The 21,226-nt window shown below is 50.1% G+C and carries 19 protein-coding genes, 1 tRNA gene and 5 pseudogenes; 8 read left to right on the forward strand and 17 right to left on the reverse strand.

Annotated elements, in window-relative coordinates; genetic code table 11:
- Positions 1-7: 7 nt before the first annotated feature.
- A pseudogene (locus tag AC4PCC_RS08240) lies at positions 8-1,666 on the reverse strand (type IV secretory system conjugative DNA transfer family protein); the annotation flags it as partial.
- A gap of 61 nt (positions 1,667-1,727) precedes the next feature.
- Between AC4PCC_RS08240 and AC4PCC_RS08245 the strand changes: the two are divergent.
- From AC4PCC_RS08245 to AC4PCC_RS08255, 3 genes and pseudogenes are all read left to right on the forward strand, one after another.
- Positions 1,728-2,651, forward strand: coding sequence for an IS5 family transposase (locus AC4PCC_RS08245; RefSeq protein WP_492127030.1), 924 nt, complete (start codon positions 1,728-1,730; stop codon positions 2,649-2,651).
- Between the two features lie 55 nt (positions 2,652-2,706).
- A pseudogene (locus AC4PCC_RS08250) lies at positions 2,707-2,856 on the forward strand (IS30-like element IS30H family transposase); the annotation flags it as partial.
- Positions 2,857-2,868: 12 nt separating this feature from the next.
- Positions 2,869-3,762, forward strand: a pseudogene (locus AC4PCC_RS08255) (IS3 family transposase); the annotation flags it as partial.
- A 193-nt stretch (positions 3,763-3,955) separates the two neighbouring features.
- Here the strand turns inward: AC4PCC_RS08255 and AC4PCC_RS08260 are convergent.
- Genes AC4PCC_RS08260 through tssD form a run of 3 tightly spaced genes read right to left on the reverse strand, consistent with a single transcriptional unit; the run spans position 3,956 to position 5,381 of the window.
- Positions 3,956-4,534: a hypothetical protein gene (locus AC4PCC_RS08260; protein ID WP_492127031.1), complete on the reverse strand. Its 579-nt coding sequence runs from the start codon at positions 4,532-4,534 to the stop codon at positions 3,956-3,958.
- Positions 4,531-4,893 (reverse strand): tlde1 domain-containing protein, encoded by a 363-nt coding sequence (locus tag AC4PCC_RS08265; RefSeq protein ID WP_454889677.1) that lies wholly within the window; start codon positions 4,891-4,893, stop codon positions 4,531-4,533. Before AC4PCC_RS08265 ends, AC4PCC_RS08260 begins: the two co-directional genes overlap by 4 nt.
- On the reverse strand, positions 4,893-5,381 hold the full coding sequence (gene tssD / locus AC4PCC_RS08270; RefSeq protein WP_492127032.1) for a type VI secretion system tube protein TssD: 489 nt from the start codon (positions 5,379-5,381) through the stop codon (positions 4,893-4,895). The genes AC4PCC_RS08265 and tssD overlap by 1 nt, the downstream gene beginning before the upstream one ends.
- 483 nt (positions 5,382-5,864) lie before the next feature.
- Between tssD and AC4PCC_RS08275 the strand changes: the two genes are divergently transcribed.
- On the forward strand, positions 5,865-6,395 hold the full coding sequence (locus AC4PCC_RS08275; protein WP_492127033.1) for a membrane lipoprotein lipid attachment site-containing protein: 531 nt from the start codon (positions 5,865-5,867) through the stop codon (positions 6,393-6,395).
- Positions 6,396-6,405: 10 nt separating this feature from the next.
- Positions 6,406-6,681, forward strand: coding sequence for a hypothetical protein (locus AC4PCC_RS08280; protein WP_492127034.1), 276 nt, complete (start codon positions 6,406-6,408; stop codon positions 6,679-6,681).
- An 85-nt stretch (positions 6,682-6,766) separates the two neighbouring features.
- Here the strand turns inward: AC4PCC_RS08280 and AC4PCC_RS08285 are convergent, their stop codons facing one another.
- The 5 genes and pseudogenes from AC4PCC_RS08285 to AC4PCC_RS08305 all read right to left on the reverse strand — a co-directional run bounded on the left by AC4PCC_RS08285 (position 6,767) and on the right by AC4PCC_RS08305 (position 9,978).
- Positions 6,767-7,669: a hypothetical protein gene (locus AC4PCC_RS08285; protein ID WP_492127035.1), complete on the reverse strand. Its 903-nt coding sequence runs from the start codon at positions 7,667-7,669 to the stop codon at positions 6,767-6,769.
- A gap of 43 nt (positions 7,670-7,712) precedes the next feature.
- Positions 7,713-8,144 (reverse strand): annotated as a pseudogene (locus AC4PCC_RS08290) (tyrosine-type recombinase/integrase); the annotation flags it as partial.
- 179 nt (positions 8,145-8,323) lie between these two features.
- A tRNA-Asn gene (locus AC4PCC_RS08295) sits at positions 8,324-8,399 on the reverse strand.
- Between the two features lie 101 nt (positions 8,400-8,500).
- Positions 8,501-9,289 (reverse strand): DgsA anti-repressor MtfA, encoded by a 789-nt coding sequence (gene mtfA / locus AC4PCC_RS08300; RefSeq protein ID WP_492127036.1) that lies wholly within the window; start codon positions 9,287-9,289, stop codon positions 8,501-8,503.
- Positions 9,290-9,312: 23 nt separating this feature from the next.
- Positions 9,313-9,978: a hypothetical protein gene (locus AC4PCC_RS08305; protein ID WP_492127037.1), complete on the reverse strand. Its 666-nt coding sequence runs from the start codon at positions 9,976-9,978 to the stop codon at positions 9,313-9,315.
- A 600-nt stretch (positions 9,979-10,578) separates the two neighbouring features.
- On the opposite strand from AC4PCC_RS08305, the gene AC4PCC_RS08310 reads away from it, so the two are divergent.
- A complete protein-coding gene (locus AC4PCC_RS08310) occupies positions 10,579-11,286 on the forward strand; it encodes a phosphohydrolase (protein WP_492127038.1) in 708 nt (235 codons plus the stop codon).
- A gap of 95 nt (positions 11,287-11,381) precedes the next feature.
- Here the strand turns inward: AC4PCC_RS08310 and AC4PCC_RS08315 are convergent, their stop codons facing one another.
- Positions 11,382-12,038 carry an epoxyqueuosine reductase QueH gene (locus AC4PCC_RS08315; protein WP_492127039.1) on the reverse strand — a complete coding sequence of 219 codons (657 nt, stop codon included), beginning with the start codon at positions 12,036-12,038 and terminating at the stop codon, positions 11,382-11,384.
- A gap of 276 nt (positions 12,039-12,314) precedes the next feature.
- On the opposite strand from AC4PCC_RS08315, the gene AC4PCC_RS08320 reads away from it, so the two are divergent.
- Both AC4PCC_RS08320 and AC4PCC_RS08325 read left to right on the forward strand, forming a co-directional pair.
- Entirely contained in the window at positions 12,315-13,736 is a 1,422-nt protein-coding gene (locus AC4PCC_RS08320) for a DNA cytosine methyltransferase (RefSeq protein WP_492127040.1), read from the forward strand.
- A gap of 39 nt (positions 13,737-13,775) precedes the next feature.
- Positions 13,776-14,243: a very short patch repair endonuclease gene (locus tag AC4PCC_RS08325; RefSeq protein ID WP_492127041.1), complete on the forward strand. Its 468-nt coding sequence runs from the start codon at positions 13,776-13,778 to the stop codon at positions 14,241-14,243.
- Positions 14,244-14,308: 65 nt separating this feature from the next.
- Here AC4PCC_RS08325 and AC4PCC_RS08330 read toward each other — a convergent pair.
- From AC4PCC_RS08330 to AC4PCC_RS08360, 7 genes and pseudogenes are all read right to left on the reverse strand, one after another.
- Positions 14,309-14,680, reverse strand: a pseudogene (locus AC4PCC_RS08330) (EamA family transporter); the annotation flags it as partial.
- Between the two features lie 452 nt (positions 14,681-15,132).
- The gene (locus AC4PCC_RS08335; protein WP_492127042.1) at positions 15,133-17,379 is read right to left on the reverse strand and encodes a hypothetical protein; all 2,247 of its coding nucleotides are present in this window, start codon (positions 17,377-17,379) and stop codon (positions 15,133-15,135) included.
- Entirely contained in the window at positions 17,369-17,590 is a 222-nt protein-coding gene (locus AC4PCC_RS08340; protein WP_492127043.1) for a hypothetical protein, read from the reverse strand. Before AC4PCC_RS08340 ends, AC4PCC_RS08335 begins: the two co-directional genes overlap by 11 nt.
- Complete coding sequence (locus AC4PCC_RS08345; protein WP_492127044.1) at positions 17,571-17,804, reverse strand: hypothetical protein; 234 nt, start codon at positions 17,802-17,804, stop codon at positions 17,571-17,573. Before AC4PCC_RS08345 ends, AC4PCC_RS08340 begins: the two co-directional genes overlap by 20 nt.
- 8 nt (positions 17,805-17,812) lie before the next feature.
- Positions 17,813-18,625, reverse strand: coding sequence for a phage/gene transfer agent baseplate hub protein (locus tag AC4PCC_RS08350; protein ID WP_492127045.1), 813 nt, complete (start codon positions 18,623-18,625; stop codon positions 17,813-17,815).
- Entirely contained in the window at positions 18,612-19,919 is a 1,308-nt protein-coding gene (locus AC4PCC_RS08355) for a hypothetical protein (protein WP_492127046.1), read from the reverse strand. Before AC4PCC_RS08355 ends, AC4PCC_RS08350 begins: the two co-directional genes overlap by 14 nt.
- A gap of 351 nt (positions 19,920-20,270) precedes the next feature.
- Positions 20,271-21,224: a hypothetical protein gene (locus AC4PCC_RS08360; RefSeq protein ID WP_492127047.1), complete on the reverse strand. Its 954-nt coding sequence runs from the start codon at positions 21,222-21,224 to the stop codon at positions 20,271-20,273.
- Between the last annotated feature and the right edge of the window lie 2 nt (positions 21,225-21,226).

The following is a 21,226-nucleotide window of genomic DNA, read 5'->3' on the forward strand; positions in this document are numbered from 1 at the left end:
CCGCTCCTTAAAAATTCAGCGGGGACAGGTGTTCTTCATCATCAGGTTTCGGCTTTACCGGTTTTACTTCGATTTCGTCGAAGAAAAGAGCCGGGTGCGTTGTCATTACAACCGGCATGGCTGGTTTATCATCCTCGCCAAAATCCAGCGCGATTTTCACCGGTGCTGCCGCGGCGGCAATATCAGGGGAAACCGAAAAGGTTTTTAGCTGACGCTTTCTGACCTTTATCGGTGAAATCAGTGAAGCAGAAGGTGGCGTTTTTGTCGTGAAGATAAAGCTGACAAAATCGGGCAGGTTGAGGATCATATTGCTGTCAATAAAGAAACGTTCGGCCTGGCGGATTGTACGCTCACTGTCGATGGTCTCCGTCAGCATATTATCCGTCTTAGCCTTACGGAGTTCGTCATCCACCAGAATAGTGCCTGACATTCTCGCTATCCAGTCTGCTGTATCCGGGTCCATAACCCGGTAAACCAGTTTGAATTTTGCATTTTCTACCACAGCGCCGACAACCGCCTCGCCTTTCAAATCTGCCGGGCAGTCTTTTAAATCGGCAATGGACTGGTGGTCCATAATAATATGGACGCCTTTATCCCGCGCCGCGCCTAAACCTTCCAGCGCTGGCCTGGATAAATGGTATTTCAGTTCGGAAAGATAAATAGCAATGGGGCGGGGTACGTCTGTTACTCGATCGCGCTTTTCTGCTAACTGGTACAGGCGAACCAGCAACATGCGCTGGGCGGTAATGATTTTGCTGTTTCGCATGGAGCCGATAACATAACAGCAGCCACCTTCATCAAATATTTTCTTGAGTGAAAAACCCTCCGGTGAATTAATGGCATTGAGTAAGGCCAGTTCCTCAATCTTACCGAAAAAGGCTTTGATTTTTTCGGCAATGCTCTGAACGTAGTCACCGTTATAAACATCACGGATTGTTGCCGATGTGTTATCACTGACAAATTGCGCGGCCATACGCGCGGCTTTTCGGTCATCTATACGATAGAAGTCCGATTCCTGTCCTTTTTCCGCCAGACTGAACCCTGCAACAAACAGTTCTTCCAGTTCATCTGGCGTAATATCTTCAATCAGGTTTAACTGGTATTGCTGTTTTCGCAGGTCAATTAAGGCAAAAGGCTTGCCTGCATCCTCGCAGGCTTTGCGGTAAAGATGCGGTGCCCATTCATCGTCTTTGGGGTCCATAACAAACACACCTTCACCGGCCAGAATACTTTGGTAAAGCAATATGCCGGTGGCAACCCCTTTTCCGGCCCCTGTGGTGCCGATAATATCTGCATGTTGTTTCTGCCAGTCTTTTAACGGGAGATATATTGGTTCATTCTCCCTGTCCATGCCAGTAAAGATGCCTTTATTCAGGTCGATATAATCCAGCGGATCATAATGCAGTGTTTCCGGCAGCAGGGATTTTACGGTGCGGACATCAGTGCGCAATTCACGTTCAAGGGTGGTTTTTTTAACAAGGCGTTTCTTTATTCTGTCCAGTTCCGGTGTGAATACCCGGCGAAGAATAATATGAAAAATAACCCCGGTTACAGTGAAAGCAATCCGTACTGACCAAGCCAGTATCGTATTATCGCTGGTGAGTCTGGTCTTGTACAGCCACTGAAAAAAGCTGATAACGACCGGGGCCAGGCTTTGTTGAATAAATCGAACTTTTGCTCAATCGCAGGATCAGATCACGCATCATCCTGACAACACCGGCAGTCCCATGGCAAAGCAGAAGTTCAGAATTACCAACTGGCGCTCTTATAACAAAGCCCTTATCAACCGAGGCTCCATAACTTTCTGGCTGGATGATGAAGCTGTCAGGGCATGGTATGACTCAGCAACGCCTTCATCACGTGGGCGGCCTCAGCGCTATTCCGACCTTGCCATTACGACCGTCCTGGTGATTAAGCGCGTATTCCGGCTCACCCTGCGGGCTGCTCAGGGCTTCATTGATTCCATTTTTTCCCTGATGGGCGTTCCGTTACGCTGTCCTGATTACAGCAGCGTCAGTAAACGGGCAAAGTCAGTTAATGTCAGTTTCAAAACGCCAACCCGGGGTGAAATAGCGCATCTGGTTATTGATTCCACGGGACTGAAAGTCTTCGGTGAAGGTGAGTGGAAAATCAAAAAACACGGCAAAGAACGCCGGCGTATCTGGCGAAAACTACATCTGGCCGCTGACGCGAAAACGCATGAAATCATCTGTGCTGACCTGTCGCTGAACAACGTGACTGATGCAGAGGCCTTCCCGGTTCTAATCCGGCAGACTCATCGAAAAATCAGGTCAGCCGCAGCGGACGGTGCTTACGACACCCGGTTATGTCACGATGAACTACGTCGTAAGAAAATCAGCGCCCTCATCCCTCTGCGAAAGAGAGCGGGTTACTGGCCCGGTGAATACGCAGACCGCAACCGTGCCGTTGCGAATCAGCGTCTGAGCGGGAGCAATGCCCGGTGGAAATGGAGCACAGATTATAACCGTCGCTCTATAGCGGAAACGGCGATGTACAGGGTGAAGCAGCTGTTCGGAGGTTCACTGACGTTGCGTGACTATGATGGTCAGGTAGCAGAGGCTCTGGCCATAGTGCGTGCGTTGAACAAAATGACGAAGGCCGGAATGCCAGAAAGCGTGCGTATCGCCTGAAAACCCAACTCACTACAGACAGGTTCGATCTAAATCTGATTTATTCAACAAAGCCCAGTACCTTCCCAAAAAGACATGCCTTGCCCAATATACTCAACATGAGCTGGATCAGGTTGCAGCTCAGCTAAACAACAGACCGAGAAAGACACTGAAGTTCAAAACACCGAAAGAGATAATTGAAAGGGGTGTTGCGTTGACAGATTGAATCTACAGCGGCGTACTTCGCAAAGCTGTCCGACTGAGGTACGCCTTTATCCGTGACAACACCTGTTGCTGGCCTGTTCGCCTGCTCTGTCGGGTGCTGGATGTTCATCCCAGTGGTTTTTACGCCTGGCTTCAGCAGCCGCATTCATAACGCCATCAGGCAGACCTGAGACTGACAGGACAGATTAAACAGTTCTGGCTGGAATCGGGATGCGTCTATGGTTATCGCAAAATCCATTTGGATCTGCGGGACAGCGGGCAACAGTGCGGAGTGAACAGAGTCTGGCGACTGATGAAACGTGTCGGGATAAAGGCTCAGGTCGGATACCGGAGCCCGCGGGCACGTAAAGGCGAGGCCAGTATCGTGTCGCCCAACAGGCTCCAGCGACAGTTCAATCCGGATGCTCCGGATGAGCGTTGGGTAACGGACATAACCTACATCAGGACCCACGAAGGCTGGCTATATCTTGCCGTGGTTGTTGATCTGTTCTCACGCAAAATTATCGGCTGGTCCATGCAATCCCGGATGACAAAGGACATTGTCCTGAACGCACTGCTGATGGCTGTATGGCGGCGTAATCCCCAAAAACAGGTGCTGGTTCATTCGGATCAGGGCAGTCAGTACACAAGCCATGAGTGGCAGTCGTTCCTGAAATCACACGGCCTGGAGGGCAGCATGAGCCGTCGCGGTAACTGCCATGATAATGCGGTTGCAGAAAGCTTTTTCCAGTTGCTGAAACGCGAACGGATAAAGAAAAAGATCTACGGAACGCGGGAAGAAGCCCGCAGCGATATTTTTGATTACATCGAAATGTTTTATAACAGTAAGCGTCGGCATGGTTCTAGCGATCAGATGTCACCGACAGAATATGAAAACCAGTATTATCAACGGCTCGGAAGTGTCTAGATTATCCGTGGCGATTCATTACGTCCTGTCAGAAGTTGACTGTGATTTGGACAGAGAACAAATGATAAACAGCTACAGAAGGTTGTTTTCTGAACTCAGTGGGATAGGTAAAGTGACAGTAAATTTATTAATGTCCTGAACTGAAATTAATAAAGAAAGAGGCCATCCTTAGGACGGCCATCTGTGCTGGTATTTAGTTGGATGTAGTCTGATTAATAATCACACCTTTAATGCTTTTGTTTTTAAAAAAATACTGGAGGCAGTTCATTTGAGTAAAGTCGCCATAGTTTTTGGTGTTAGTGCAATACTGGACTGTATTGCCATTTGGTTTGTTCAGGAAGATTGACGAGATGTTTTCAAATGAAGCATCCAGCAAAGGAGTTCCCTTAATCGTAATGCTCAAATCACCCTTGTAAGGAGAGCAGTTTCCTTGTTGCTCTGCCTTGGCAATTGCAATTGATGTTAGATCCCCTTGCCCCATCTCATTATCAGAGATAAACCAGTAGTTGACACCTTTAGAAGCAAGGCACAGCCATGATGCTTGGTTGCCTTGATTAACAGTCACGCCAGTAGTTTTTGCTATATCTATAAGGCTGCTAAATTCCATCATATAGACATTATCTCCAATAATAACATTCGGCACTAAGCTTTTGCTCGTGTCGTAGTTAGGGATGGATGAATCGTCTTGGTAGTAGTTGGCACCAAAACCTTCCATTTGTGTAGCCATCGCAACGGAAGATGTTACGGAAAGAGCAAGGAGGAGATATTTCATTTCACCTTTAGCTCCCTGTCACCGCTAGCCCAAATGCTTTTTCTGACGCTGAGTGGGGCGATGATACAACCTTCTGATGAATCCAGTGGATGCTTTTTGCTTGCACCATGAATACGGAAGGCAGAACGTCCGCACATAGAGTTACTCAGACTGGGGGTAAGGTTGAGCGTGTATTTACCTGTATGGGCTGAGTTATGAGGGGATCCGATTGTATAAGTGCCTCTGGGAAGCGGACCTTTACCACTGACACATTCCTGAGAGCTATCATTCTTATAACCTGTTGCACCTGCATAATCGGCTGTGTATTTTTCACCATTACGAGTGAAGGTGTGTGTTGCTACATCGTATTCCCACGCCATTATGCAGCCCGTCCTTTCCATGAATCGGAGTGGATAATATTACCGTCCAGATAGTGCCATGTGATTTTCTCGTAGGCCAAATCTACATATTCAAGATGGTCGTGCCTTTCCCATTGAGGATTTTTAATGTCCATCATAAAAGGCTCAATTTCCGTTACCTTCACGTTTTCCAACGTAGTCCTGAAATATTCCTCTTCTTGGCCGTTGTAGTTGATCCGATAGAATTTGAACACGGCCTTTTTAAGGGTCTGACCAGAAGAGAGCGCTTTGTATAGATAGGCGGATGAGTTATCAACGCTTTTCATAAATGCATATGAACTATGTAAGCGTTTTGCTGTAGCCTTGCCCGTTAGGGGATCGGTAGGCTGTTCTACGGAGTGCGTCAGCTCACTTACCTCAATACTTCCCTCCCTGCCGTTCACATCAACACTGCCCTTTATAGGCGCACCGCCATCATCTTCAAGCCATAAGTAAACCGGAATAGCCATTCAACAAACTCCCTTTCAGCATTAAACATTCAAGGGGAAAATTATGTTCCTCATTGCTCTTATCAAAGAAATGTTATTCAACTTTTCTTTGATAAAGATCAATTACATACCGTCAGCAATTGATAATGCCATGTAAAGAAGCAAGAAATCATCCAGTGAATCGTCGCACTCCATCACCATCAATCAATTGGTATAAAAGATCGATGTATTTGTATTGATAGATTTTAACGATTAAAATTGGTTGATTGATCGATTGTTTAATTGTTTAAATCGATCGATTTCGTTTTTTTGATAGTTTTTGACTATTATTTGTTTTTTATCGATCGATTTAAACGATATGACGAACATCATAAATAATTTAATTCTATCAATTGGTTAAACAGACTGTTTGTGGGTCGGGTGCGATCCGCTTCGGAGTAGGATCTCTTTTCCTTTTAATCCTGCCACGAACAGTCAGTTTGTTAACATTGATGGGATATGAAGATGAAAAAAATCTTACTTATGGCAGGCGCTGCGTTGGTTCTGGCGGGATGTGGTGAAAAAGGCGACTTTGAGAAAGCGATCAACGCGAAGATTGGTCAATCGAAAACCTGTTTCTCACTGAGAAACAACAATGTCACATTCCCTGTCCAGCTCTCCAAACCGCGATTTGATGAAACAGGGACTGGAACAGGGTCTGTGATCCTCGACGGCCTCGTAGAACAGGGCTTAATGGATTTTGTTAGAGGCTGGGATAACAATATGGTTGGGATAACAGATGAAGGTAAACAAGCCAAAATCTGGGATGCCAAAGAAGGTGTTTGTATTGGTCGCCGTGTTGTTGATGAAGTGAAGGAATGGACCGAGCCGGGTAATGGTAATCAGAAAGTTGTTCGCGTCACCTATACGTGGAAATTAACTGATGTTCCATCATGGGTGGACAAAAGCGCGTTCTCTGGCATGAAAGGAATGAACGGACCTGCTGATGGTGCCATGAATCTTGTTAAAACCAGCAATGGCTGGAAAGCGATCTAAGGGGTCTATCATGGAAAACAAAACTATCCAGTGTCCGTTTTGCCTGAAAGAAAGTCAGAGAGGCGTCCATGTCTGCACTGGCTGCATGGCAACTGGTTTATATGGAACCTACCCCGGCTGGTATGCTTTCGTGATTATATTATTGACCTTCGGCCTGTCTATACTGATAGGAATGTCTACAGGAATGGCTGGAGCTACCATCAGCTTACCAATCATTGCGGCTGTTGGGTTTATAGCTGGTAAGGCAATATTCTCTGATAATGTTGTGTTCAGGCGAAGGATGTAATTTTTTCGATAACAAATAGGCCACGTCTTAGGATAAAAAACGTGGTTTAATTTTTTAAGGCGTGGGAATCCCAATGTTCTTTATCTCATGCTTTTCTAGGTCTAAGATGTTTATCGATAGCATCCGCAATAGGTGTTAGTTGGAATGTGTATTTTGTTTTATAATCTCCACGCCATTCTTTATATATGGCACCCCTGATTCGGCTGATAATTTCATAAAATTGATTGTCTTTTGAAAGGGTTAAATAGATTTCCTTTTCAATTCCATATAATTCATTTTTACTTGGTTCCTGATGTAAATTATATAATGATATACATAGTGTTAGTTTTTTAATATAATTGGCATAGAAAGCAGCGCCAACATCGTTAGTGCAAAAAAATACGTTGTCCCCCTTATCAATAAATCTATTCACTTCTTCTATGATAAAAAGGTCGAAGAGTATGTTTTTAACTAATTCAACGCTATACCTTTCTTGTGGGTAGTGAAGTAGTTTTTTAAAGCGATCTTTGGGGTCACAATTTATACTTATGTTTAGCATGCATAACAATAAGTGAAAGTTTATTGATGATTTACTATTATGATCTTGATAATGATTGATTAGACAAATTACTTTTTCTAACTTACTTTTATTTTTCAGGCTGGGAATGCTATTAATGTAATTGAAATGTTTCATAATCAACTGCTCATTGAACAATCGTTTGTATTCGTTCAAAAGGATTGATTTTAGGTTGTTGATTTCATTATCATTTGATAATATTTCGAACTTTGAGTCTTGTATGGATGAATTGTTGTTTACTGCCTGTTCAATTTCGGCAAAAACAGTTATTTTATCACCCGGTAGACAATTTACTATTTTTGAATATAAAGAGTATCTGCCAGAAACGTTCGAATCTAATAAAATCTTAGGGGACGGCCCAGAATAGGTTGAAATGAATTTTTCTGTGGTTCCAAAAAAATCACGACCGTAAATCCATAGCTTGTTTTTCATTCCTTAGCCTCATTGACCTGCCCCCCGTTGATTAATACACCGCGATGTTAGTAATGTCTTTATCGCCAATATCCGGGAAAATGTAGGTTTCAAGACGGGTCAGGACAGTGTTCTGGTAATCTTCAGACCATTTCTTTTTGGTAGAAAACCACGCCTTGGTCACTGCTTTGAATGTTCGGGTGTTATCACGCTTTGCTTTAAGTTCTTTGGCTTCGGTCTGTTTCTTTGCATTAGGGTCAATGCCCTGAGCAAGAAGCCTTTTAGCTTCATCACGGCGTTGTCTTGCGTCAGCAAGTGAAACAGCAGGGTAGACACCTATGGAGAAGATTTTTTGCTTCCCGTCGAAGCGGTAAGCCATTTGCCAGTATTTGGAACCCTTGGGGGTAACGCGAAGGAACATACCGAAGCCATCGGTCAGCTTGTATTCCTTATCAAGGGGTTTGGCGTTTTTTACTTTAGTATCAGTAAGTGGCATAACGGCATCCCCCGCTTGTTGGTAAAAACGCAATCGAACTACCATTACCAACATTTTTACCAGCAAAAAGGTATGGCTTCGAGTGGTTTTTAGTGAACGAGGGTGAACCTGAAGAAGGGGATAACCAACTGATAGAAATGCAGAAAGCAGACGTTAGTGAACGTCTGCTTCCCTTAATTTGGCTCCTCTGACTGGACTCGAACCAGTGACATACGGATTAACAGTCCGCCGTTCTACCGACTGAACTACAGAGGAATCGGTTTCGATGGGGCGCATATTAGCGAGGGTGCCCGGGGCTGTCAACAGCAAAAAACACTCGGGCTTTCAACTGGCTGCGTTTAAAGCAACCCGCTGGCTTAATAGCCAACTTTGTCCGTATGGACCGTCGTGTTGAGCCCGAAGCGCGCCGCGGGATCCTGGCGGTAAAACCCGCTAAAGCGTCGATAGAGTGACGGGAACTGAGTATTCAGCAGATGCGGCGCGCTAAAAAAATATTCTGACAGCACCGCAAAGCACTCCGCTGGCTCGCTGGCGGCCTGGGCATCCATACTGGCCGCCGCTTCCCCCACCAGCTCGATCTCGTCCCGTATCGCGTTCATGGCCGCGTTAAGATCCTGCTCCCAGGCTGCCACTTCACTTAACGCGATAGCGGGAACGCCGTTGGTATAACCGCTTCCGCGTGAATCGAGCTTGTGAGCCACTTCATGAATCACCAGGTTAAACCCGGAAAGATCGAAGGAATCCTGCACATCCATCCAGTTTAAAACGATCGGACCCTGTAACCAGCTCTGACCGGCATGGACTGACTGCTCCCGGTGTACCAGACCAAACTCATCCTGCCACTCATCGTCGACCCGGAAGGGCGCGGGATACATCAGCACTTCATTAAATCCGTCGAGCCAGTGATAACCCAGGTTTAACACCGGCAGGCTAAAAAGCAGCGCCAGCCGGGCACATTGCAGCTCATCCAGGTTTACATCCTGCAGCGGCACCAGACGCTTTTGCTGCAAAAACCTGGCTGCCAGTGCGGTCAGACGCCGCTGTTCGGACCGATCGAAGCCGCGCAAAATGGGAATAGCTAACGCCTCCTGCCAGGGCAGGGGGGCGATAGCAGCATCCGGTTTTTTCCACGGCCATTTGATCATCAACCCACACCCGTTCGTTATGGTTAATTTTGTACGCGTGTAAAATCAATGACCCAAACCCAGGGATTCACCTCCCAGCTGGTGCCGCCGTACTGCAAAGCCCACTGTTTACGGTAGGCATCTTTTGAAGAGACGGCCTCATGGTGCATGGTGAAAAAATTATTCAGAAAATGAGAGTCAGTCTGTACGCCCTCAGCAATAACGTCGTCGTCGCTGATATCCTGAATTTTTTCCACGCGAATTCCGGTAATCAGCAGATTGATGCGGCTTGCCCAGCGTGGCATATGAATGCCCGCCTGCCAGCCAAAATGCTCATCGTCATCTTCTGCATTGGAAAACTGGCTGGTGTCTGCACGATACTGACAGTAGCGCGGGTTTTTAAACTGCGCGGGCGCACGTTCGTATTCGGCTATTTCGCTTTGATCAATAAGCGGGCCACGCCAGGTTTCCCTCACCCAGAGCCTGTCGCCTGGCTGTCCGTAAGGGCAATGATAACTTAAGTTTTCCATACCCATCACCCGGTTTCCCTGCAGGTGATTACTGAGCACGTCAATACCATAACAGCCTTCATGGTTATCCTGGCCCGGCCCCAAAAACTGTGACTTCATAATGCGTCGGGTTTGTCGTTGTTGGTCAGAGAGCAGCGCTCGCACCCGTTGATCATTAAACAAAATCGGGCGTTCTTTCATGGTTTTACCCCTGTAACTTTCTGGTTGAAACGCTGATCACAGCCAAAATAAAAATACAATACAGATAAATCTGAACATTAACCTGGCACTTAACGCTTTTGTGATGAGCGAAAATATACATTAATTATACTTCTTAATTGACGTCTAACCAGGTCTGCACGTAAACGTTTACAATCCCCTGAGACGCTCAGTCTAATTCTTCTGATAATATCCCTTGTTTTTGCACGGGATTATTCAGTCAACAGTTGCTTCTTTACAGTCCCTTACAGACGCCAAGGGCGTTATCAGCACTCTGCAAGAGATATGGTGCGTCGGGATGCTATATCAAGTGCCTGGTGAGAATTCTAAAGCATTTTATTGAAGTAGCGGGAAACTTATTTTGCATCGTACATTATATCCGTTTAAGCATCTGCCTGAAAAATAATCGAATAATTTTTTTAGCAATAATAAATGCAACAACGAAAAAAGTGTGTAATGGTTTAATTTAGCGTTATAAACATGATGCAGGTCTCATTTTGGCCGCCGCTTACCGCTATACCACGCAGTCGTCTGCCCTGGTCCAATGGCATCTCAAAAAGTTCAAATAATAAGGAGAAGTCTGTGTCCCTGATACTCTGGCAAAACCGCTTTGAAAGCTGGCTGCATGAAACCTGGCCTCAGGACGACAAGGCACACGATGTAGCCCATCTGCGACGCGTGTGGCAGACGGCGCAGCGTATAATGAAGGGAAGCGAAGCTGATGAGCTGGTGGTGCTCACCGGCTGTTACTTTCACGATATTGTTAACCTGCCTAAAAATCACCCGGAACGGCACCTTGCTTCCGCTCAGGCTGCCGTGGAGGCGCGACGTATTTTGCAGCAGGTCTTTCCTGACTTTCCCCCACAAAAAATTGATGCGGTGACCCATGCCGTTCATGCACACAGCTTTAGCGCGGGCATAGAGGCCGAAACGCTGGAGGCAAAAATCGTTCAGGATGCCGATCGGCTTGAATCGCTGGGCGCAATAGGGCTGGCAAGGGTATTTTATGTCTCCGGTGCGCTGGGACGCTCGCTGTTTGACAGCACCGATCCGCTGGGACGTGACAGGCCGCTAAATGATGCGGAGTGGGCGCTGGACCATTTTCAGAAGAAGCTACTGAAATTGCCGAAGCAGATGCAAACCCCGGAAGGCCGTCGGCTGGCGGAATATAACACCCATTTTCTGGTGACCTATATGGCAAAACTGTGCGCGGAGCTGAAAGGCGATTTCTGTGGACTGGATGAGGATGTGCTACAGGAATTTAGTCCCGGCGGGCAGCAGAAAACATGACAGGCGTCTGCGGATAAGCTTTTTATTTCTCTCCTCCCTGCCATAAAGGGTAAGGGAGGAGAGAAGAGGCAGGACCGGGTTATTTTAGCGGGTGATTACTGCTCTTCATCACCGTAATAAAGTACGCCCAGTTTAATCAGGGGGCGGCCCTGGCTTTTACGATGAAGATTGGTATCACGCAGTGAGTAGACGCAGCCGCAGTACTCCTGCTGGTAAAAGCGCTCGCGTTTGCTGATCTCTATCATGCGGGCGGAGCCGCCCTTTTTGCGCCAGTTATACTCCCAGTAAACCATATCCGGGTAGGGCGCAGCAGCGCGTACGCCACAGCCGTTGATCTGCTCCATATTTTTCCAGCGGGAGATCCCCAGCGAGCTGGAAATGGCATCAAAGCCGTTCTCATGGGCATAAAGCGCGGTGCGTTCAAAGCGCATATCAAAGCACATGGTGCAGCGTACGCCGCGCTCCGGCTCCCACTCCATACCTTTGGCCCTCTCAAACCAGTTATCGGTATCGTAGTCCGCATCCACAAAAGGAATACCGTGCTGTTCAGCAAAGCGGATATTTTCTTCTTTCCGCAGCAGATACTCTTTCTGCGGGTGAATGTTCGGATTGTAGAAGAAAATGGTGTACTCAATCCCGGCTGCCTGAATGGCTTCCATCACCTCGCCCGAGCAGGGCGCGCAGCAGGAGTGCAGCAGCAGCTTTTTTGCTCCATTGGGGAGGGTCAGAGGGGGACGTGAGATTTCGCTCATGGCGGCAGGCTCCAATAGTTTCTCAAAACAGCGCTAGTGTAGGGGCGCAGCAGGAAGATGTCACGGTCGCAGGTGCCGGGAATGGGAAAAAGGCGTTCCTGCGAACAAAAATCTCTCCTGTGGCCGGGTGTTAAGCCCTGATTAAGACAGCAGATGATAGCAGTCGGAAGGTGAATACAGATTCAGGCAGCCTGGAACAGTTAAAGGATGCTTCCCCCTGGCTCCGGGACAGTTAAGTGATAGACTGTCACGCGTTTAACACTTAACTGAGTCATTATGAACGAGATTGATAGTGCAGCGTTGCTGCTGACCGGGCAGGTAAGCGAGCAGGATCGCAAGAAATTTGAGCAGGATCGTTTGCTGTTCCAGCGGGTGCTGGAGATCTACGACCCGCAAACCGTTGCCCAGGCGCTGCGTGAACCGGGTCAGCATGAGTGGACGCGCGAAGCGCTCAATCGCTGGGCGAAGGGTAACAGCGCGGCCAAACCGCTTACCGAAGCAGAAGTCAGCCAACTCCGGCAAATGCTGCCTTCGCCCCCGGCACATCACCCTGATTACGCATTCCGCTTTATCGACTTGTTTGCCGGTATTGGCGGTATTCGCAGCGGTTTTGAAGCGGTGGGCGGGCAGTGCGTATTCACCAGTGAATGGAATAAATTCTCGGTGCGTACCTATAAAGCCAACTGGTACTGCTGCCCCGAGTCACATACCTTCAATCAGGATATTCGCGATGTGACCCTTAGCAATGATGCCAGCGTCAGCGAACAGCAGGCTTACCAGCATATTGACCAGCAGGTTCCCGATCACGATGTCCTGCTGGCCGGTTTTCCCTGCCAGCCGTTTTCGCTGGCGGGCGTCTCCAAGAAAAATGCGCTGGGGCGCGCGCATGGATTTGAGTGCGAGGCGCAGGGCACGTTATTTTTCGACGTTGCCCGCATTATTACCGCCAAGAAACCGGCCATTTTCGTGCTGGAAAACGTTAAGAATCTTAAGAGTCACGATAAGGGTAAAACCTTCCGCATCATCATGGATACCCTGGATGAGCTGGGCTATGACGTGGCTGACGCGAACATCAGCGGCGCGAAGGATCCTAAAATCGTCGACGGCCAGCATTTCCTGCCGCAGCACCGTGAACGTATCGTACTGGTGGGCTTTCGCCGCGATCTTCACCTGCCGGCCTTTAGCCTGGACGCGCTTTCGTCACTCTATCCTGCGCGCAGGACGCCGTTAAGGGCGCTGCTCGAACCCTCAGTCGAGGCAAAATACATTCTGACGCCGACGCTGTGGAAGTATCTTTATCAGTATGCGAAAAAACACCAGGCGAAGGGGAATGGTTTCGGCTACGGCCTGGTGGATCCGCAGCGGGAAAACGGCGTGGTGCGCACCCTCTCTGCGCGCTATTACAAAGACGGGTCGGAGATCCTGATTGACCGTGGCTGGGACAGGGCGCTGGGCGAACGCGATTTTGATAATGCCGAAAACCAGCAGCGTCGCCCGCGCCGCCTGACGCCGCGCGAGTGCGCCCGTCTGATGGGGTTTGAACAGCCTGACGGCTATCGCTTCCGCATCCCGGTTTCCGATACTCAGGCCTACCGTCAGTTTGGCAACTCGGTGGTGGTACCGGCCTTTGCGGCCATCGCCAGGCTTTTGCTGCCGTGGATAACACAGGCCGTCGGGCAGCGTCGGGATCGCCTTTAAGTCTGCGTCTATACTTAGCCTGGGCATAAGGAGATTGTGATGGCTGATGTACACTCCGCGGAAATTCGCACTAAAAATATGCGCGCAATCGGCACGCGAGATACGGCAATAGAAAACCGGCTTGCCGAACTGCTGGCAGACCAGGGTTTTAGCTTTGACGTTCAGGATAAAACCCTGCCTGGCCGTCCCGATTTTGTGCTGAGCCAGTATCAGGCCATTATCTTTGCACACGGCTGCTTCTGGCATCACCATCACTGCCATCTCTTTAAGGTGCCGGCGACGCGCACCCAATTCTGGATGGCGAAGATAGGGGGGAACGTCGAGCGCGACCGGCGCTATATTCAGCAGCTTACCGACGAAGGCTGGAAGGTAATGGTGGTGTGGGAGTGCGCCCTGCGGGGTAAAACCCGACTTGAGCAGGGCGCGCTACAGTCCCGGCTGGAAGAGTGGATCTGTGCCGGGAGCGGGAATGCGGAAATCGACGCATTCGGCATCCATCAGATGTAACTCTGCCGCCAGGCGGCAGGTGAGTCATTCACAGCGACGGACTTTGGGCGCGGCTGGGAACTCCAGCGGGTCTGGATGCCGAAAAGGCGGCTGAAGCACAGGGCGAACAGAGGAACGGTTGCCACCATGACGGCGGCAATGCCGGATGGCACGTTCTGATGCTCCGCGACCGTTACGGTCCCGTTGCCAATCGCCAGCAGCATTATGCCCACCAGCGCAGCGTTCCCCGCTGCCCGCCATGAGGGGAGTTTCTCACCGCGCAGTAACAGATAAAGCGACAGCACCACCCCTGCCAGCAGAAAGCGCAGGCCAGCCATCATCATCGGCGGCCAGCTCTGTACGCCGATGCGGATCACGAAGTAGGTCGATCCCCAGATAAAGTAAAGCGCGAACAGGGCGATAAGTAGCGGGAGAAGAGTAGGGGAGCGGCGTAGCATGATTTTCTTCATAATTGTTAATGGTAGGTTAACTTAACGCTAATTTCTCCGTTCAACCAGATGAATTGCCGCTTTTTTTCCTCTTCAACAGATTCTGTAAATCGGCGGACAATTTTGGACTGATTCGCGCGCTGTTCTGGACTGAGTTCAGCCTGGGAAAACACGATTTTGAACAGTCCAGAATATCCCGCAAGTGCCAAAATATAGCATAAAAAAAGGGTCGCCATCCGTGGCAACCCTTAAGCCTGGTGTAGGCTCCTAACAATAAAGTCCCTATTCTTAATCAGTGTATAAATGCTTGTACAGATCAATAAGTTGTTATTGATCGGCGAAATCGATCACCCTGCATCAGTTACCCTCAAATTTAAATAATTTTTTCGATTATAAACAGATGATTTCTTAGCCTCCTGGCCATTGGCGCGCATTCACGATTGGTGGCTCATCTTTAACAGTCAACTGTCAACAGCCGTAAGAGTGTAACCCTGCATGCTCTCTAGCCCGTCTCGCATAGCGTGCAGGGTTATACTATTAAACGCCTCCCAGACCGGCTTTATAGGTTCTTCTGTTCCACCCATGTCTTTAACGGGTTCTACCGGCTCTGGGTAGCTCCACACACTTTCAGTCTGTGTAACGACTCTGACCAGTTCATCCCCGTGATAGAGACGTATAACGTATTCTGTACCATCCTCATGCATAACGCCGGGTTCACTGTGACTCACCAAATTATCAGCCTGTATAACTCGGTTGCGTCCTACCCACGACAACTTAAATGGAGTGCCGTGAACAAACTCCAGCCTCGCAAGCTCGTTTACGCGCACGTCGCCTGGCGGATAGGGGCGCGCCTGCCGTGACGCCATCGTTACAGCCGAAACAGTCGCCAGATTGGGGGTAAGCAATGCCGCCGCCGTTCGCGTCAGCAGCCGCACATAGACTTTCTCCCCGGCAACGTATTCGATGCCATTGGACTCCGCTTGTCCGTCGTAAAACCACAGCTTATTGCCAGCCGCGTGTAATGCCGGGACCGTGTCAGCGCACCCCCGGCCTATGGTTATCATACCTGTTTCAGAATCGACGGCATCGATCCGCACTATCTCGTCATCAATCAGCACCGCGCTTCCAATCTCCAGACCGTCAGGGCCGTGAATATTCAGCATAGTATCTGACCGCCCGACGACAGATAACAGTAGCGCTGACGGCGTCCAGTCGCCCGTTTGGCCCGCCGTCCAACCCCCGCCCGCGTTCGTCTGCAACGTGTAATTAATGGCGTTGGTCTGCGGCGCTTCTGCGATTACGCCCAAATACCCGGTATCGTCCGTCAGCGTTGCTAGTTCAGCTGTTCCGATCAGCGTCACCAACGTGGCATAAGGCAGTTCAACAGCGCATTGCGCCGTAACCGGACGTGCAGCAGAATCGGGCGGGGTCCAGGCTGGTTTCTGCTTTACGCTGCTGTAGTTCGTTGATGGCAGTCCGAAAACGTCCTGAATAGCTGTTATTGTCAGGGACCCATCGTCATTCTCACTGATTTTCCCCACGCGCATAACCATATTATTGATACCCCGGTCATCAAGTGACAGGCGAAAACAGGCGGCAGGGATTAGCGTACCGCCGCGCCGGTCAAATTTCAGAACAAAACGGCTAAGGCCTGCTGTAACCGCTTCTAAATCACGCTCCGCGACCCGTGCGGCCAGCTCGTATGTCGGGATAGCTTTATAGCTTACGCTCTCGCTAATCAGCCCTACGCTTTGTATTGAGCCGAGATTCTGCGCCCGGACCTCTTTGTCGTTATTCGTCAGCGGGTCATGCCACGTTGCAACGATTTCATTCGCTGCCACATCAGCCGCGCTGGCGTCGTCATCCTGAACGCTTAATATCCCGCTGTCGTAATCAAATAATGGTAAATCATCCGGGTTATAGTCTTTTCGAATCAACTTTAAATTTAATTTACCGGTCCCCAAATCTGCATACTGAACCGCGCCGATATGATCGAGCACCTGTTGAACGAACGCATTAAGATTTTCCTGGCGGTTATAGCGGAAACATAGTCCGAACGCCTCGTTAAATAGCGTATCTGCTGCTGTTTTATATGTGTCCAGCTCCAGCTCTGACAGCGCTAACCCGCGCCCCCAGTCGCGGTTGGTTGCGCACTCGACAAGAATATGCGCTCCGTTCATAGAATGGATTTGCCGCAGGTTCTCAAGTTGAGCCGCGTTTAGTGAGGCGTCATCTATTTCTGAATCGTCGTTACGTAGCGTAATGACCGCTTTTTCCGGATACCAGACCACGTCGCCGTCCCAGCCCCGCGTGCTGCGCCTGACGCGGTAAACCCACGGTTTCGGGCTGGCTGAATACGCGCTAATCAGCCCACTGAAAAACGTCGTGACCATACCCCGGAAGCCCGGCACAATCCCCGACAACAGCCCTCTTACGAGCGAACTGGGGACCTGGTCTGCATAACCCATCGCGATTTCCAACAGGCCGTCAATACCACCCTCACCGCTGGTATCCGTGCCGCCAAATAAATCCGGCTTGTTGATATAAATTGATTTACTCGTCGTTATCTGACCTGGCTCCGCTGCGAGTATTATTTTTTCGTCGGCAGTAATATTGACAATTTCATTCACCGGACCACGCCCCAGCCCGGCATGAATATCCATAAAATATTTATAGCCGACAGTCGTTTTTTTGCCCTTACTGCCCACGTTGTTCCTCCGTTTCAGCTAGCGCCACGACGCGCAAGGCGAACGCATCGCCGGTATCCAGCACGGTCTGTGCTGCAATACCGCCGTCGCGTAAAAACGCGTTAAAGTCCAGCCCGTACAGCCGGAACCATGAACGCAGTGCGGGTGCGCAGCCGCCAGCGGCGCGAATATGTGCCATCGTGATAAACAGATTATTTTTTAATGGCTTCATAGCGATAATTCCCATAACACATTACATACCAGTCAGCTGTCCAGCAGTCGCCAAAAAACACGCACTGCGGCGTACCCTCGTCGGGCTGAGGCATATTAAAATCGTCCTCCGTTGCCGCCTCCGGCGAGCTGATTTTATTTCGCCGCGCCAGAACTGAATTTAGTAAATAGCTGGCGACAATAACAGCGACAAACTTTGCAACGGCAAACCACATACAGCCTCCTAAAATAATTTAATTATCTGGAACGGCGATTTACCCGGCAAATGCGGGACGCCTCCGTGGTTATATTCATTATCAAATTTATTTTTGCAGGTGTCAGTTGTCTGGTCGCATCCCGGATAAATCGTGATATCCATCCCGACCGACAGGCCTGCTGTGCCTCCGAACAACCCGATTGTATTTTCAGTATGCACACGTGCCCCGCGATACTCAGTAATGCCGTCCGTCATATACTGAATATAACCGCCGCTGAAATAACCCTCCGGCAAGCCTGCTGGCAGGTTTACCGTGATTTCAGCACCGTCGAGGGCGCTTATCGTCACCCCAACGCCGAATGCGGCCGGATTGACTTTGCACAGATGGTCATATAACGCGTGCGGGCAGCCACGTCCCCACGTCAGCCGCAGCCCGTTACGTGAAAACGAACTCGCCACGCTGGCGCTGATAATTTTCACCGCGCCGCTGTCCTGCCGCCGCACTTCTTTTATCGTTCCGACCCAGACCGTTTTTAATTCCCGCGCGTCGTCAGTGTAATGAAAACGCGATATTCTGGCGGCTACGGGCTGTGTTGGCGGCACGCCACGGTACAAATTAATAACGGCATTTTCCGGCGGCACGGTAATTTCAATATTTTCCCCGGTATTCTGCGACAACCCGCTGTCGCTGATTGCGTCCGCGCGCCACAATACCCCGTTGTGCGTAATATCGCGATCGGCATTCGTGTAGCGAAAATACTGTATGCCGCCACGAATGAACTCATATAACGCAACGGGCTGGCCGTTCGCCGCTGAATATTCCTCATTACTCCAGCTCATCGCGTACCTCCGTAAAATTAACGTCAACGATTGCCACGCCGTCGGCATCGGTTTTATGCTCCCACGCCACGGCGTCACTGTTCAGACGACACAGCGTCATGAACGAGATTTTCATTATTTCCGCGCGTTCACACGGCGGCAGTTCGCTGTCGAGTGCCAGCCGTTCCGTGTCGCCGTTCAGCTCAGCTGCTGCGATAATACGACAGCAGTACACGCGATCCCCGGTCAGCTCAATACGTATGTCCTGACGGCCCGCCGCAGGTCCGTTAGCGCTGAATCCGTTCCCCTGCACGTCAACCGACGCGCCACCCGCACCGGCGACGGGGTAAAAATCACTGGACTGTGAGCCGACCCACAGCGGCCGCTGGCGTCCCCTCAGCCAGCCCAGCAGCTGGCGCAGCGCGGCCTGCTCACTCTGCCCGTACAGCACAAAACGATGCGACTGCACGCAGAACGGGCGACCAGCAACGTCAGTGACGGACGGGCGACCGCTGCCGTTATCAACTTCATGCATTAAACGCACATATTCCGCCGTTAAATCCTCGCTCCAGCATGAGTTAACGCCTAATACAGGGTGCCCGCGATATTCCGTCATCCCGTGCCCGACGACGACGGGCTGGCCGTCGGTCACGCGAAAACGCATCTGCGCCCGCACCACACCGTCTGACAGGCGGCTAATAACAGGCGGGTCTGTCAGGACGGAGTTCCGCTGCGGCGTAACCTGGCTGCCTGCGGGCCAGCCCGACCCGAGCGGGCGGGTGAGTACCAGCTGTTGCGGCTGAACGCTGTCGACCTGTACGCCCTCGCTGCTGCGGCCATCGCTGACCGTGACCCGCCCGGACGCGTCAAAATCACGCCCGGCGGTGTTCAGCATCAGTGACGTAGCACCGGCGGCGACGTCTTCAGCGAGCCGCGTTGCATCGGTCCAGACCGGTATCAGCCACGCGTTGCCGCCGTTCTGCCATATCTGCTGCTCCAGTCGCTGACGCTCCGTGCCACTGGCTGTCACGGTAAATTCAAACGTGCGGCGCGGGGCAAGGCGGCGCGCAATACGCTGTTCTGCGCCGCTCCGGGACGTCAGCACGTCCGTTTTCCACTCCAGCGTCTCTGTAATGCCGTCCGCCCATTCCGGCGACAGCGACCAGCTGTTGCTGCGTTCCCCGGTCAGGCGGAATGTCACCGGGTTCAGGCCGCTGAATTCCCATATAATCACGCAGTCGAGCGACGCGGCCCCGGCGGCCGGGATAGTTATCTGCCAGACCGCCGTCCCCAGCTGCCGGAACGTCAGCGGCATGACCGCGCCGCGCAGTGTGATATTGTCATCACCCGTAACTGTGACACGCAGGCATATCACCGGGTTAAAAAATGCATTCCAAACTGTGACGCTGACCACCTGCTCAGTACTAAACGTGCCCAGATTGATTTCAGCCGGAATAACAATAATGCGCTTATAAAAATCATCAATATACGAAAGAGTTAAATAGCCATTATGTTGTTTATTGTTTTTATTCGGACTGCCGTCCGTCCGCGTTCCGTAACGCGGCAACAGAGGTGATATAACCGGCGCACCCTGACGGGTTGTGATATTAAAATCTCGGCCGACGCGCAGTGACAGAGGGCCGGGTAAAATATATCCGACCGCCATTTATTCGTTTACCCTGTACGCGTAAAAATAATCATAACTGTTATTCTGCCCAGCCGGAGCGGCATCGGTTGTTGCCTGAAACTGCACGACAGGAATTAACATAAAGTCAGCGTCATTAATTTTCATGCGGATGCGGGGCAAAATACCGCGGGCGCGGCAGACAAAAAAATCCGGAACTGTGCCGGTACGCCGCCATATTCCGGCGTCGTCTTTAATAAATATGGCGTTATTAACGGGCGAGATAACATTACCAAACTGACTAAACGAACATACTACCTGTAACGCATCAGGATGTTTTGCGCTGTTGCTTTCAGAGAAACCCGCACCCAGCCCGACCGCTGACAGCCCGGCGAGGTCGTCGCGAAAAAGCCGCCAGCCGGGTGACGCATCAGCCGTATCAACCCTGACCGCTGACGTGTAAGAGGCGCGCGACCAGTATGTCGAAATAAAATCAGCAAACGGCAGGCTGAAATAGTTCCCGATCATGGACGTGGAGTCATTACTAACCGTTGTCCCGTATGCATACTGCCCGCCAGTAAAATCAAATTCCTTATTCAGCGTGCCAATACCAAAATGACGAAATTTACCGTCAGCAACCTGAATTACGGCATGAATATAATCAGCTGTACCAAAAAAATCATAGGTCAGAAACGTACCGGTAATTTCACTGACACCGGCACCGTAATAGATCTGAGCACTGATATGATTTATCATACTGCTACCGGGTTGCTCATTATATGCACGAGATGGTGAAAATCCGGTGTTACCCAGTACGTAATACGTGGTTTTACTCGCACCCAGACCAAACGACCAGTAGCCGCTGTTATTATGCAAAAACAGTGCGGGCAGCGTGGCGGTATTATGATTATCAATAACCCAGCCGCACAATTGCGCAAATTCTCCAAATTTCCCCATCAGCTCTGTTAAATTCTCAGCACTCCCCGTCTGATACATAA

It is taken from the genome of Erwinia sp. L03-1 (assembly GCF_058686115.1).